Raw genomic sequence first — 13263 nt, 5'->3', positions numbered from 1 at the left:
CCGCGCACGTCCTCAGCCGTAGATCCAGGCCTTGAAACGGTCGAAATCCGCCATGATGCTGTCCTGGGCCGCCTGGTCAAGCCGGGTCTTGTATTCAAAGGCGATATCGGCGGACACCGTGCGGTTCTTGACGTTGTCGTAGCGCAGCTTGTCGATGATCGCATAATCCAGTTCGAACGGATACCCGGCGTGGTTGAACATCCGCTCCATCGTGGCGCGCGCGTTCATCGCCAGATCCTCAAGTCCCACGGTGGTGACACGCGGATTGTCGGCATGGGACGGTGAACTGGTCATAGCAGGCCTGCACATAGTCCAGCTTGGCAGTGCGATAGCCGTCATACCAGGCGGCAAAATCATCGGTGCCTGCGCGTTTGAAATCGGAACAGACAATGGCGCGCGGGTCCTTGTAGCTGATCACCACCGGCACGTCGGTGCGCGTCAGCACCGGATCCAATGCCGCGAGGTAGCGCGGTGTCTTGTCGAAAATCCCGTTTGTGCCGGGAGTCGAGCACGGTGCTGGCAGTCCAGCAGCCGGGTGTAGAAGTTCGGCAAAGTCGAGCGCGGCGCAGCACTGGTCGAACTGCCCCTGGGTGATGCCCCAACCGTGCAGCATGTTCTGGGCAAAGGGCTGGCGGTCGCGGAACCCGTCGGGGGTGGCGTCCAGCAGAACACCGCATTCGAACCCTGAATCCAGCCCCGGCACCTGGCGAAAAAGATCCGATATCAGGTGGTTCCGGTATGTTCCAGCCCGCAGATCAGAAACTTCAGCACCATGGTCGACCTTGCCTTCGTGTTTTGCCCGGTTGAGGATCAGTCGTAGCATTTCTGCACCCGTTGACCAGCGCAAAGCGCCCGCCCCATGTAAGCCGTGGTGGAATTGATCCGCGCGGGCGTGCAGGATACACCGGAAAAGCGCAGGCGCCGATGATGTGACCTGTCCGCCAGCCCGAGGATTTGATGACCGACCAGATTGTGCCCGAGGCCTCCGACGATGATGAGATTCCCCCGCCGCTGCCGGGGTTCGATGCCGCCACGCTATCTGGCGCTGAATGCGGATGTGGCCGCCCAGGGCGGGGTGGATGCCGCCCGCCATTACCACGACTACGGTCGGGCCGAACTGCGCGCGGTGCTGCCCGCGGGGCAGGGGCTGAATCATCCCGCCAGCCGTGCCCTCGACCCGGCCGAGCGCGTCCATTGGCAGGATGTGCTGCGCGAGGCAGTTGCGCCGCTGGCCGATCTGATCGCTGATCATCCCCGTGCGGCATGGTTGCAGACCGGCTTCACCCTTGCGGGCTACCTGCGGCAATGTCCCGATGTGGCGGTGGCGGTGGATACTCCGCTCGAGGCGGCGTTCCATTTCCTGGAATTCGGGCTGGAAGAAGGGCGGTTGGGCCGCCCCGAGACATGGGATGCCGGTTTTGTCCTTGCGCGCCACGGCGTTGCGACCGATTCCGATAGCGACACCGCCACGACCGTGCTGGCACGGGTGCTGGGGCAGGGGGTCTCGCCGCTCGAGGTGGTGCTGGACGAGATCCAGATGTGGGAGCTGGCGGGGCTTCATGGCCCCGAGCTGGCGCGGATCTCTGATCACGAGTATTACCACGCCATCTGTCACAGCGACGGGCCAGACGCTGGCCCCGCAGGCCTATGACCGCGCCACGGTGATCGCGCATTTCCTGGCGCATGGTGTCGATGCGCGCGCCCCGGTGCATCCCGACCATGAGTTCGATCCGGCGTTCTATCTTCAGCAGCTTGATGAGGCCACCCGCGCCGCGCTGCTGCCCGCCCACCCGACCGAAGATGCCGACCCCCGAGCACCCGGGACGGCGGCTGTGCTGTATCGTCACTGGCTGCGGCACGGGTTGCGACAGGGCCATGCGGCAAACCTGCAAAGCTGGGGTTTGCGGGTCATCGGATTGAAGGTGCCGCAGGCGCTTTATGCCCAGATGCCGGTCTTTGGCCTGGCCGCTGGCATGCCGTCCGACACCACGCAGCTGGAAAAGCTGCAACGCTTCCTGTCCGATCCGCGCCCGGCGGCGGCGGCGCTGGACATTGCCGATCCCGATACCGCAAACCTGACCGTCACGCTGGCCGACCGCGCCGCGGTGGGCGGCAATGACGACACCGCCGAATGGCTGTACTGGCTGGTCCTCAGCGCGCGGCCCGACCATTCGCCGCGCGCGTCGCCACCTGGCCGACCTGGTGCAGCGCCGGGGTCGACTCGAGATGGCGCGCAGCCTGCGCATAGGTCAGGACCCCGCCCAAGGCGGAGGCTGGAACGTGCTGGCCCTGGCCGAGGCGCAGATCCAGCAGCAGCAGTACGAATCCGCCTGCGCCACGCTGGATACCCTGCCCGCCGGGTTCCTGTCCGATGTCGCCGTCGCCGCCAAGAAACGCGCCTTGGCCGAACAGGTTTTTCACCGGATCTGGGGCAATCTTGGCCCGCATGTGGCGGCTTACGGCATCGCGCGCACCCAGGATCAGCTGCGCGCGGCGATGCGGCTGTACACGCCCCGGTTCACCTCGGCGGTGCGCTCGCGCCCGGTGCGGCGCGTGGCGCTGGTGGGCAACGAGGATCTGTACCAGTGCAAGCTTTACCGCGTCGATCAGAAGGCCGAACAGCTGCGCGCGGCGGGGCTGGAGGTGACGCGGTGATCTCGCCGGGGCGCGACCTGGACGGATTCAAGGCCCGGCTGGACGATTACGACGCGGCGGTGTCTCTTCCGGGTGCCGGCCTTTCTGCCGATGATCGACGCCATTGCCGCCGCCGCCGAGCACGGGTTGCTGACCTTCTATGAAATCGACGACATCGTGTTCGATCCCGCGCATTTCCCGCCCAGCCTGGACAGCTATGCCGAACAGATCAGCGCCACCGATTACGCCGCCATGGCCTGTGGCGTGCCGCTGTTCGAACATGCCATGTCGCTGTGCGATTACGGCATCGCCTCGACCGCGACGGTGGCGGGGCTGATGGCGGGGCGGGTGCGCAGCGGCGAGGTGATCGAGCATCACAACGCGCTGGGGCGGCTGCACATGGCCGCGCTGGACCTGCCCGTGCCCGCGCCTGCGGGCACCGAGGAGGGGGATGCGCCGCTGACGCTGCTCTATGCCTCGGGGACCAAGGCCCACAAGGAGGATTTCCACGAGATCCTGGAACCCGCGCTGGCGGAAATGCTGCGCCGTCATCCGGGCCGGGTGCAGGTGCGGCTGGTGGGCTATTTCGGCACGCTTACCCATCTGGACCCCGACAGCGACGCGGTCGAGATCCGCGAACCCGTCTGGGATTTCGAGGCCTACCTGGGTCTTGTCGCACGCGCCGACATTAACCTGCTCGGTGCTCTCGCTGCAGCTCAGCTGAACTGCCAATCTGAGATCAAGTGGATGGAGGCGGCGATGTTCGCCCTGCCTTCGGTGGTCAGCGACACCACCACCCACCGCGAGGTGATCGCGGATGGCGAGACCGGGTTCCTGGCCGCCGATACGGACGGCTTCATCGACGCGCTGGACCGGCTTGATCACTGATGACGACCTGCGCGCCCGGATCGGGGCGGCGGCGCGCGAAAGGGTGATGCGTGATTACGCCATCGACACGATGGGCCGCGCGCTGCGCGACGGGTTCGACCGGCTGCGCCCGGTGGCCGCGCCCAAGACCCGACTGATGGTGGTCAACGTGTTCTACCCGCCACCAGGCCATCGGCGGGGCCACGCGGGTGGTGCATGACAACGTGCGCCTGCCGCAAGAGGCGTATGGCGATCGTTACGAGATCGACGTGGTCTGCACGCTTGAGGGCGGCACCGATCCGATGTCGGTCAGCACCTATGCCGCAGACGGCGTGCGGATCTGGACGATCACCGCCCCGGCCCAGCCGCAGGGCGACATGACCGCACAAGACAGCCGCATGGCGCAGGTGTTCGAAAAGCTGGTCGAGCGGCTGTCACCCGACCTGATCCATTTTCACTGCATCCAACGGTTGACGGCAAGTGCTGTCAACGTGGCGCGGTTGCGGCGCATCCCGTCATCTGATCACCCTGCATGACGCCTGGTGGATCTCGCCCAACCAGTTCGTCATCGACGATCGTGATTGCCCCGAATTCTATGACTACACCCGGCAGGACAGGGCGGATTTCCCGACCCGCGCACAGGCGCTGGCGCGTCCCCTGCAGGGCGCGGCGCGGTTGCTGGCGGTCTCCGACAGCTTTGCCGAGCTGCACCGCACCTGCGGGCTGGAGCGGATCGAGATCACCGAGAACGGGGTGTCGGACCCTGCCGACTGGCACCAAGTGCTGCCTGGCCGTCGACGTGCGTGCGCGCTGGCCCATATCGGCGGTGCGTCGCGGCACAAGGGCATCCACCTGGTGCATAACGCGCTGTTGGCCAACCCGTATGAGAACCTGGAACTGCTGTTGATCGACCACAGCCTGCCGCCGGGCACCGTGACGCACGAGATCTGGGGCACCACCCCTGTCACCCGCACCGCCAAGGTGGCGCAATCTGACATCGCCGATCTCTATGCGCGCATCGACGTTCTGCTGGCACCGTCGATCTGGCCCGAAAGCTATGGGCTTGTTACCCGCGAGGCGATGGCCTGCGGGGCCTGGGTCGTCACCTCGGACCGCGGGGCGATCGGGGCGGATATCGTCGAGGGCGTGACCGGGCACCGGGTGGATGTGTCCAGCTATCAGGGTCTGGCCGAGGTGCTGGGCCGGATCGATGGCGACCCCGGCCGCTATCTTGGCCCGCCGGGCAAGCCGCCCGCGGCCCGCAAGGTGCGCGACCAGGTCGATCAGCTTGTGGGCATATATGACACGGTGCTGGGCGAGCACAGGGACAAGCATCAAGGCGACTGACCTGCCCGCGCCGGATATCTTTTTGGCTGACCGTGGCCCGTGCCCCGATCTTTCGCATGCGAAAGGCCCGGCGCCCGCCTTGCCTGCTCAGCCTTGCCGATGTGCCGCCATGTTGTCCTCGTGATGCGCGATGGCATCCTCAATATCATCGTAATAGGTCAGTTGCCCGTTTTCCAGCACCGCGCCCGCCTCGCACATGTCGCGCATGGTGTTCATCGAATGGCTGACAAAGATCGCGCCCGAGTTTTCCATCCGGGCGCGGAACACCTTCCCGCTTTTCTCGCGGAACGCAGCATCGCCTGCTGCCGTGATCTCGTCGATCAGGTAGGTGTCGAATTGCAGCGCCATGTTGATGCCGAACGACAGCCGCGAGCGCATGCCCGACGAATAGGTGCGCACCGGCAGGTGGAAATGCTCGCCCAGGTCCGCGAAATGCGCGACAAAGCGGTTCATCTCACGGGTGTCGGCACCATAGATGCGCGCGACAAAGCGGGTGTTCTGCGCCCCGGTCATGTCGGGGTGCATCGAGCTGGCCAACCCGACGGGAAACGAGATGTTGCCATCCGACAGGACCTCGCCGCTGGTCGGTGCCGAAGTGCCCGCGATCACCTTGAGCAGAGTCGACTTGCCCGCCCCGTTGCGCCCCAGAAGCCCCACCGACACTCCGGTTGGAAACACCGTGTTCAGCCGGTTGGCCACCACCTTGGTGGTGTCGTTGATCTGGAACACCTTGGTCAGATCGTGCAGGACGATCATCGCCGATCCCGCAGCGGCATAGACCGCCATGCACCAGCGTGGCCCATGTCGAAGCGCGTAGCGTGCGCCGCAGCCCGGTCAGTTCCAGCCGGTCGGGCCGGGTCGAGCGATTCCGGCAGCGTCGGGTTCGCATAGGCCGCCAGATAGCGGCTCTGGCGCTGCGCCTCGGCCTGGGCCGTGTCAAAGGCCGACAGCGCGGCGGTATAGCTTTGCTCGGCAAATTGCAGATCGACCGCCAGGCTTTCGTATTGACCGACAAGGTTGGCGAATGCGTTTTCGTCGCTGGCCTGCGCGCTGTTGCTGCCCAGCCCCAGCTTGCGGCGTTCCTGTTCGATGCGGTCCTCGATCACCTGCACGCGGCGTTCGGTCTGGGTGATGCGCGGGTCGTTCTCGCGGGTGGTCTGGCGCAGGATGTCGAGATCGATCAGGGGTTTGCGCCAGCTGCGACTGGAGCGAGCTGAGAATGCCCATCTGCCCCTGGATCGAGGCCGAGGGATCGACGATCTGGGTCTCGTTGCGGAACCGCGTCATCGCCTGGCGGGCCTGTTTCAGACGTTCCACCGCCTGATTCAGCTCGTCGCGGGCATAGGCGGTGGCATCGTTGCGCGCGATGGCCGACAGCCGGTTGATCATGTCCGAGCTTTCTTCATAGATACCTGCGCGATGGCCTGCGCCTCGGTCGCGGTAAAGGCCTGCACCTCGAGGTCGATCAGCCCGGTGCCGCTGTCGGAATGAGACGCTTGACCATGCGGGCCCAGTGATCGGTCAGATCCTCGATCGACCCCCGTGGCGGGCGTGCCTCGGTGCCAAAGAAACTGGGGATCACCCCGGCAGGGTTGTAGGCGAACACCGGATCATGGCTGCTGTCGCCCCAGTCCTTGCCGGTAGGCCCCAGATCTCGCGCAGGTCCAGCCGTGCATTGGTGCGCGCCACCAGCTCCGGGCTCTGGATGAATTTATACAGGATATCGGTATCCGACGAGGACGAGCCCGACATCTGCGCAACCCCGCCCAGCAATTCGAACGCCGAGCCGATTTCCTCGGTGCGCACGGAAAATCCTGCGTAAGAGACATAGCGGTCCTGCGCGCGCGTCCACAGATACCAGGCCGAGACCAGCACCGGCAGCCCGACCAGCACCACGAAACTGGCCAGTGCCAGCCAGTGCCGCAGCTTGCTGCGCGCAGGCGCCACCGGGGGGGCGATCTGGCGCTGCGCCGGTTTTGGCTTGTCCTGCTGGTCGGTCTTGTCCTCCTTGTCGCCGGCAACCTCGGCCTCCATTTCGGCGACCTGCTGGCGCAGCTTCTGGGTCTTGAGTTCCTGCAGGCGCTGCGCCATGCGCTGACGCTCGGCCACGGCCGCATGGGCGTCGTCCTGAGGAGGATCCTGTGAAGTTTCCTGTGGCTTGCCCGCCGATTGCTCGGATGACGGCCCGGATGATTGGCCCCCTGCGCCTTGCCGCGCTCTGCGCCGCGGGGCTGGGCCGGTGCCGGGCTGCGTTGACGTGTCGGGCTTGCCGGATGTATCGCTGGTGGCGTCCCGGTCCGTGGTCGGTGCCGATTGCGCCGGAGTGGTCTTTGCGGTCAAATGGTGCCCCGCCCAATGAAATGCGTTGATCGCGGGCAAGTTACAGAACTTCGTCCGCCAAGGCCAGCAGCGCCGGAGGCGTTTGCGAAAAGGGCCGCCTGCGTGACGCAACTGCATATCCGCATCGTGATGGCCACGCGCAACGGGGCGGCGCATCTGTCCGCGCAACTGGACAGTTTCACGACCCAGACCCATCACGACTGGGCGCTGATGGCGGCCGATGACGGATCGACCGACGCCACACCCGACCTGCTGACCGACTGGGGCCGGGCCAACCCGGGGCGGCTGGCCTGGTCGGGGCCGGGGCCGGGGTGCGGGGCGGCGGCGAATTTCCTGACCCTGCTGGCGCGCGCGGCGCAGGATGCGCCACAGGCGGCGTTGGCGTTCTCGGACCAGGACGATGTCTGGCTGCCGCAGGAAACTGGCCCGCGCCAATGACTGGCTGCTGGCCAACGGGGCAGAACAGGGGGCCGCGCTGCTCTGGACCTGCCGCACGGTTCTGACCGATCACGCGCTGGTGCCCCTGGGCGAAAGCCGACAGTTCCCGCAGCCGCCGGGTTTCGGCAACGCGCTGGTGCAGAACATCCTGGCGGGCAATACCATGGTGCTGTCACCTGCCGCCGCCCGCGCGGTGGTGGGCACCGTGGACAGCGCTCTGGCGGCGGGCGTGCCCTATCACGACTGGTGGGTCTACCAGGTGCTGACCGGCATCGGCGCGCGGGTGCAGTGCGATCCCGATCCACTGGTCCTGTATCGCCAGCACGGTGGCAACATGCTGGGCCATCACGGCCCGGTGCGCGGGCGTCTGCGGCGGTTGGGGCTGGTGGCGCGGCGCGACTATTCGGCCTGGATCAACGCCAACCTGATCGCGCTGCGCCGACACGAGACGATGCTGACGCCCCCGGCACGGCTGATGCTACGGGCCTTCATACTGGCGCGCCGCCGCGGTGGGCCGACGCTGGCCGCAGCCCTGCCGCGGCTGGGCCTGCACCGCCAGACCCCGCAGGGCGACCGGCTGCTGCGGCTGATGGCGCTGTCGGGGCGGTTGTGACGCCCACAGGGGCCGGTGCGTTTAGCCGTCGGACAGGACGATATCGGCCAGATCCTTGCGCAGGCGCGCGACCATCCGCGATTTGTCGTCCGACCCTGTTTCTTGATCCTGGTTTCAGGCAGGGTCCAGCCGGTAATGTCGACATCCAGAAACGCGGCCAGATCCGTCATGGTCTGGCCCGGATGTTCCAGAAGGTGTCCATAGACGACGGTCTGAAACGGCAAACCGGCAGCGGTGGTCAAGATCTCGATATTCGCATTCTTCGCCTGCACCGCATGGATCTTGTTCTGCAACGCAGGCAGGTCATAAGGCACATCGCTGTCCGCAGTCTCAAGCTGGTTCTGGCGCGATACCCAGACCCCGGTGTGGTTGGCAAATTGCAACGACACTGCCTGCGCGGCCAGATCGTTGCGCCGGATATGGATGATCCGGGTATTGCGGAACATCGCCGGGATGTTCCAGCGCAGTAGAAACGACAGTTGGCTTGGGCTGGCCTTGACCACCCACAAGCGCGCGCCGCCATTGATTTCAGCCTGCTTGCGGATATAGGCGGGAAAGCTGTCCAGCTTGTGTTTTTGCGAGAATTTGAGGACCCGGCTCCAGTTCAGCTGCTCACCGATCCCCCCGACCCCGGCAGAGAGGCCAGTTGCTCACCCAGAAAATTGGACCCGCTGCGATTGGAGAAGGCCAGGATGCACAGATCCTTGTTCAGCACCGGGGCGGTACCGTCAAAGCGGACTTCTGACAGGGCCTCGGTGATTTTTCTTCATGAACGCTGGTCCCCAGAGGCCCTCTCAGCGCGGCGCTCATCGCTGCTCCACGCCGTGAACTGTTCTTTTTCTTTAATGCCACAACCACTTTTCCGATTAAATCTGAGAACACGTTTTCGCTCATCACGTGCAGCGAAATCCTCTTCAAGCACAAGGGCATCCGAATTGACCGCCCGGCCTGGCATGGTCATGGGCGGGCTCTGGCTCCTCTCTTTGGCACCCCTTTGTTCCGCGCCTGCATGCCCCAGAACCGTGTTGTGCAGGTCATGTCACTTGATGCAGACTGCGCCTATAGAACTGCGATATACTCAACCGGCCCATTCAAAGGCTGAGAAATTCAAATCAACTGATAGTAAAACCTATTTACGGGAATACGCATATGACGACATACCGGAATCGCGTTTGGCCCTTGTGGTTGAACTCGCCGATAGGCTGTGAGCCACGCGCTGCGAAAAGTCTCGACACACATTGCAGAAATCATCCCACCGTGATCACAGGCACCTCATCCAGATGCTGCCAGCTACAGGTGCCCTGCGGTCCTGCCGTGTCGGGAACAGCCGAAAACAGTAACGCGTTACAGTCCGGATCAGGGGGCTATCATGTTTGACACACGTCAAATGGTCACGTTCGACCGTCTCAAGGAAATTATTGATCTGCGCGGGTTCGATCAGGGCCACGAAGCCGTGGTGATGAGCCGCGAGGGGCTGGAATGGCTGTTGCGGGCCTATGTCAGCGGCTTTCCGCTGGACGAGGCATGGTATCGCGCGGTCAACAGTGACATAGATCAGGCCATCCATTCTGGTGGGGTAAAGGACGCCACGATCCATTTCGTGACCCAAGGCTATGTCGAGGGGCGCCCGTATTGTCCGCTGGATTTCGACGAAGCCGCCTACCTGGCGAAAAACACCGACCTGAAAGAGGCCTGCGAGGCCGGAACGCTGGACGATCTGAAGGCACATTTCGTGCAGAACGGCTTTGCCGAGGGCAGACACTACAAATGACGGGGCAGGTCGGATAGCGATGGCAAAAGTCTTTCTTCATATCGGCATGAACAAGACTGGGTCGAGCGCGATACAAAGCTATCTGCATCACAACCGGCAGGCTCTGAAAGAGGCCGGATTGCTGTGGCCAGAAACCGGGTTGGACATGGGTGGCCCCGGCGAAGGCTATCATTACAGGCTCAGCACCGCGCTTGGCTTTGGGGCCGGTCCGCGCGAGGCTGGGGATGCCAACGAACGGCGCGCGTTGCGCAAGGCGCTGGAGGCCGAAATCGCCGCCTCCGAGGCGCGCACGGTGGTGATCAGTTCCGAGTATTTCGTGCTACGGCGCAAGCCCGACATGCTGGCCGAGTTCTTTGACGGGCTTGATGCCAGCGTCGTGGTCTATCTCAGGCGTCATGACGCCTGGTGGCCCTCGCTATTTGCGCAGGCGATCAAGACCACGCCCAAGCCACCCTGGCGGCGCAGTTTTGAGAGCTATCACGCGTTCCATGCCCAGCGGCAAAGCCAGTATTTCGAATTCGGCCCATTGCTGGATGACATGGCGGCGATCTTTGGCCGCGACCGGATCATCGTCTGCCCCTACGAGGCCGGGCAGAACCAGCCCAACCTGGTGGCGCATTTCCTGAACCGGATCGGCGTGCCGGATCTGGCCGACCTGGTGCCGCCCCCGCCGAGCGGGTGAATGTCGCGTTGTCGCCGCGCAGCCTGTCGCTGATCGATTTCGTGCAGCGCGCGCAGATCGAGCCCGAGATCAGGGGGCGGATCATTCACACCATCATGCAAGAGGATGAAGGCGGGGCCGAACGCGCCCTTGTGCCCGCCCCCTGCGCCGCAAGCTGGCGATGGATCAGGCCGAGGATTACGCCCGCATCGCCCGCGACTACCTGGGCCGACCGGATGGCATCCTGTTCCACGACCCCCTGCCCGAAGGGAGGATGGCGACCCGGCGGGCACATTGCCCTTTCCGCGCCCGGTCGAGTTTTTTGCCGCGCATTTCACAAGTACCCCGCACGGTCAGGGCTAAGAGGTATCACATGGCATCTGTCATCCTGCATGTGGGGGCGCACAAGACCGGCACCACCGCCCTGCAAAGCACATTCTACCAGAACCGCGGCACGCTGGCCCGGGCCGGGGTGATCTATCCCGATACCAACTGGTATCATTATGGCCATCATCGCCTTGCCTTTGCCCTGCTGGGCCGGCGCGATCAGGACAAGGGCGATGTGCCGGTCCTGTCCGACGAGCTGGACGCGCTGAACGCGGTGATTGCCCGGGCGGACAAGGATGCGCGCATATTCGTGTCGAGCGAGGAATTGCTGGCCCTGCCGCCCGAGGCGGTGCAGCACCTGAAAGACGGGATCGCGTGCGACGACATCCGCGTTCTGGCGGTGGTGCGCCGCCCCGACGAGCTGTTGTTGTCGATCTACAATCAGAGCATGAAATCACCCCTGAACAAGTTCAGGAAACCCTTGCAGGGGTTTGTGGATGCGCCTGACCAGTTGCACCGTGTCATGGATCAGCCGGGATGTGTCACCACTTGGATCGATGCGTTCGGTCAGGACCGGGTCATCCTGTGGTCTTACGAGTCTGCGGATGTGATCCCTGACTGTCTGCGCCTGCTGGGCCTGTCGGAAAACGCGATCACCCCGGGCCCCAGGGTCAACAGCAGCGTGTCGGCCGCCGTGCTGGAGGTGATGCGCATCAGCAAGACCACAGACATGGCTCCTGCGCTGCGCAAGACACTGTTTCAGCACGCGCAAAAGCTGTTTGCGGACTATCCCATGAAGGCGCTGTCCGGGGCGGATCGCCGCCGCGTTCTGGCACGATACGAGGGAGATTTCGACGCGCTGTTTGCCGCTTTCGGTCAGCCCAACCCTTATCGGGCCGACAGTGTCGATCGGGAGCAGAAGGCCGATCAGACGCCCCCGCCGATCCGGCTTTATGCCATGCTGGTCGAACACCTGCTCAAGGAGCGCTAGGCCGTGAAATTGCCCGTTGCCGGACCTGTGATTTTCGATCCCGAGGCCAGCGCCACGCCCCGGTTGCGGCGCATGCTAACGCGCGGAGCCGCGCAAAACCGCTATGCGGTCTTTTTCACCCCCCGCTCGGGCAGTTCGTGGTTGACCGGCATTGTCGAACAGTCGGACAGGCTGGGGTGCGCAACAGAGGTCTTCAACCCAAATTTCTGCCGGCGGCACGCGCAAAGGCACGGCATTGCCAGTCTTGATCAATATATTGATTACGTGATGCGGCGCGACAATCGCGGCGGCGTCTTCGGGTTCGAGATCACGGCCAATCATATACACCGGACCTTTGGAGACCCCGCGCGGTTCAAGCAGCATTTTGTGGCCGACCCGGCCTTCTGGCTGATCCGGCAGGATATCGTGGCCCAGGCGGTGTCGCTGGCGAAAATGGCGGCAACCAATGTTGCGCAATCCGTGGCCGCCAGCGCCGAACAGCGCGCCGCGGCCGATGCGGCGTTTGTCTATGAGCGGCTGGCGATCCGGAAATCCCTGATGCGGATCATGTCTATGGAACGGTTGAGCGAGAGCTGGTTTGCCGAGTGGGGCCTGCGGCCTTTGCGCATGAGCTATGAGCAGATCACCGCCCTGACCCCGCATCAGATGCTGAACGTGATCGCGCGTCATGCCGGGCGGCCCGATGTGCCACCCGTCGATATCCAGCCCCGCCATGAAAAGCTGGGCACCGCGCGCAACACCGATTACGCGCAGCGGTTCCGGGACGAGCAGGCCGACTGGCTGGCCCCAATCGCGGCCGAGCGCGCGGTGTGGCTGGACAAACTGGATGATGTCGCCGGGATGGTGCGCGACATCTGAGGGTGTGATGAGACGAGTGATTTCCAGGCTCCGCCGGTTGCTGCAACGATCTGCGCGCCCGTTTGCGCCCACCGATCATGCGCTGCTGTCCCTGTCACCCGATCTGTTCGACGCCGATTTCTATCGGCTGATGTACCCGGATGTGGCCGAAGCTGGCATCGACCCCATCGCCCATTACCTGACCTATGGCGCCGACGAGGGTCGCGACCCCAGCGCGGTGTTCAACACCGCCTATTACGCCCGCCAGATGCCGGAGGGCGACCGGGGGATGAACCCTCTGGTGCATTTCCTGCGCCACGGGCGGGGGCAGCGCGTCTCGCCTACGCCGTTTTTCGATCATGACGCCTATGCCAAGCGCAACCGCGACGTGGTCGAGCAAGGCGGCGATCTGTTCTCCCATTACGCCCGCCACGGCG

At 64.4% G+C, this 13263-nt stretch carries 18 protein-coding genes and 1 pseudogene; 12 read left to right on the top strand and 7 right to left on the bottom strand.

Annotation, left to right across the window (positions count from 1 at the left end; genetic code table 11):
• Positions 1-12: 12 nt before the first annotated feature.
• Entirely contained in the window at positions 13-294 is a 282-nt protein-coding gene (locus ACQ651_RS20820) for a hypothetical protein (RefSeq protein WP_430450458.1), read from the bottom strand.
• Entirely contained in the window at positions 239-847 is a 609-nt protein-coding gene (locus tag ACQ651_RS20815; RefSeq protein ID WP_430450457.1) for a hypothetical protein, read from the bottom strand. The genes ACQ651_RS20820 and ACQ651_RS20815 overlap by 56 nt, the downstream gene beginning before the upstream one ends.
• Before the next feature lie 144 nt (positions 848-991).
• On the opposite strand from ACQ651_RS20815, the gene ACQ651_RS20810 reads away from it, so the two are divergent.
• From ACQ651_RS20810 to ACQ651_RS20785, 6 genes are all read left to right on the top strand, one after another.
• Positions 992-1651, top strand: coding sequence for a hypothetical protein (locus ACQ651_RS20810; RefSeq protein ID WP_430450456.1), 660 nt, complete (start codon positions 992-994; stop codon positions 1649-1651).
• A 575-nt stretch (positions 1652-2226) separates the two neighbouring features.
• The gene (locus tag ACQ651_RS20805) at positions 2227-2655 is read left to right on the top strand and encodes a hypothetical protein (protein WP_430450455.1); all 429 of its coding nucleotides are present in this window, start codon (positions 2227-2229) and stop codon (positions 2653-2655) included.
• 72 nt (positions 2656-2727) lie between these two features.
• Positions 2728-3522 (top strand): glycosyltransferase, encoded by a 795-nt coding sequence (locus tag ACQ651_RS20800; RefSeq protein ID WP_430450454.1) that lies wholly within the window; start codon positions 2728-2730, stop codon positions 3520-3522.
• Positions 3512-3721, top strand: a complete 210-nt coding sequence (locus tag ACQ651_RS20795) for a hypothetical protein (RefSeq protein WP_430450453.1) — start codon at positions 3512-3514, stop codon at positions 3719-3721. The genes ACQ651_RS20800 and ACQ651_RS20795 overlap by 11 nt, the downstream gene beginning before the upstream one ends.
• The gene (locus ACQ651_RS20790; RefSeq protein ID WP_430450451.1) at positions 3711-4037 is read left to right on the top strand and encodes a glycosyltransferase; all 327 of its coding nucleotides are present in this window, start codon (positions 3711-3713) and stop codon (positions 4035-4037) included. The genes ACQ651_RS20795 and ACQ651_RS20790 overlap by 11 nt, the downstream gene beginning before the upstream one ends.
• Positions 3982-4848, top strand: coding sequence for a glycosyltransferase (locus tag ACQ651_RS20785; protein WP_430450450.1), 867 nt, complete (start codon positions 3982-3984; stop codon positions 4846-4848). Before ACQ651_RS20790 ends, ACQ651_RS20785 begins: the two co-directional genes overlap by 56 nt.
• Positions 4849-4935: 87 nt before the next feature.
• On the opposite strand, the gene ACQ651_RS20780 is transcribed toward ACQ651_RS20785, so the two are convergent.
• The 3 genes from ACQ651_RS20780 to ACQ651_RS20770 form a co-directional block, all read right to left on the bottom strand.
• Positions 4936-5604, bottom strand: a complete 669-nt coding sequence (locus ACQ651_RS20780; protein ID WP_430450537.1) for an ABC transporter ATP-binding protein — start codon at positions 5602-5604, stop codon at positions 4936-4938.
• The gene (locus tag ACQ651_RS20775) at positions 5601-5960 is read right to left on the bottom strand and encodes a hypothetical protein (RefSeq protein WP_430450449.1); all 360 of its coding nucleotides are present in this window, start codon (positions 5958-5960) and stop codon (positions 5601-5603) included. Before ACQ651_RS20775 ends, ACQ651_RS20780 begins: the two co-directional genes overlap by 4 nt.
• 466 nt (positions 5961-6426) lie before the next feature.
• Positions 6427-6939: a hypothetical protein gene (locus tag ACQ651_RS20770; protein WP_430450448.1), complete on the bottom strand. Its 513-nt coding sequence runs from the start codon at positions 6937-6939 to the stop codon at positions 6427-6429.
• Between the two features lie 351 nt (positions 6940-7290).
• Between ACQ651_RS20770 and ACQ651_RS20765 the strand changes: the two genes are divergently transcribed.
• Positions 7291-7626, top strand: coding sequence for a glycosyltransferase (locus tag ACQ651_RS20765; RefSeq protein ID WP_430450447.1), 336 nt, complete (start codon positions 7291-7293; stop codon positions 7624-7626).
• Complete coding sequence (locus ACQ651_RS20760; protein ID WP_430450446.1) at positions 7589-8239, top strand: hypothetical protein; 651 nt, start codon at positions 7589-7591, stop codon at positions 8237-8239. The genes ACQ651_RS20765 and ACQ651_RS20760 overlap by 38 nt, the downstream gene beginning before the upstream one ends.
• Positions 8240-8367: 128 nt before the next feature.
• Here ACQ651_RS20760 and ACQ651_RS20755 read toward each other — a convergent pair.
• Positions 8368-8685, bottom strand: a pseudogene (locus tag ACQ651_RS20755) (Stf0 family sulfotransferase); the annotation flags it as partial.
• Between the two features lie 923 nt (positions 8686-9608).
• On the opposite strand from ACQ651_RS20755, the gene ACQ651_RS20750 reads away from it, so the two are divergent.
• From ACQ651_RS20750 to ACQ651_RS20735, 4 genes are all read left to right on the top strand, one after another.
• Positions 9609-10010 (top strand): hypothetical protein, encoded by a 402-nt coding sequence (locus ACQ651_RS20750; RefSeq protein ID WP_430450445.1) that lies wholly within the window; start codon positions 9609-9611, stop codon positions 10008-10010.
• 19 nt (positions 10011-10029) lie between these two features.
• On the top strand, positions 10030-10692 hold the full coding sequence (locus ACQ651_RS20745; RefSeq protein WP_430450444.1) for a hypothetical protein: 663 nt from the start codon (positions 10030-10032) through the stop codon (positions 10690-10692).
• Positions 10693-11044: 352 nt separating this feature from the next.
• Positions 11045-11989, top strand: a complete 945-nt coding sequence (locus ACQ651_RS20740) for a hypothetical protein (protein WP_430450443.1) — start codon at positions 11045-11047, stop codon at positions 11987-11989.
• Between the two features lie 3 nt (positions 11990-11992).
• Entirely contained in the window at positions 11993-12847 is an 855-nt protein-coding gene (locus ACQ651_RS20735) for a Stf0 family sulfotransferase (RefSeq protein ID WP_430450442.1), read from the top strand.
• A gap of 94 nt (positions 12848-12941) precedes the next feature.
• Here the strand turns inward: ACQ651_RS20735 and ACQ651_RS20730 are convergent, their stop codons facing one another.
• Positions 12942-13247 carry a hypothetical protein gene (locus tag ACQ651_RS20730; RefSeq protein ID WP_430450441.1) on the bottom strand — a complete coding sequence of 102 codons (306 nt, stop codon included), beginning with the start codon at positions 13245-13247 and terminating at the stop codon, positions 12942-12944.
• Between the last annotated feature and the right edge of the window lie 16 nt (positions 13248-13263).

The sequence above is a fragment of the Rhodophyticola sp. genome, assembly GCF_965284195.1.
Lineage (GTDB): Bacteria > Pseudomonadota > Alphaproteobacteria > Rhodobacterales > Rhodobacteraceae > Rhodophyticola.
This window is presented reverse-complemented; position numbering and strand designations above follow the sequence as displayed.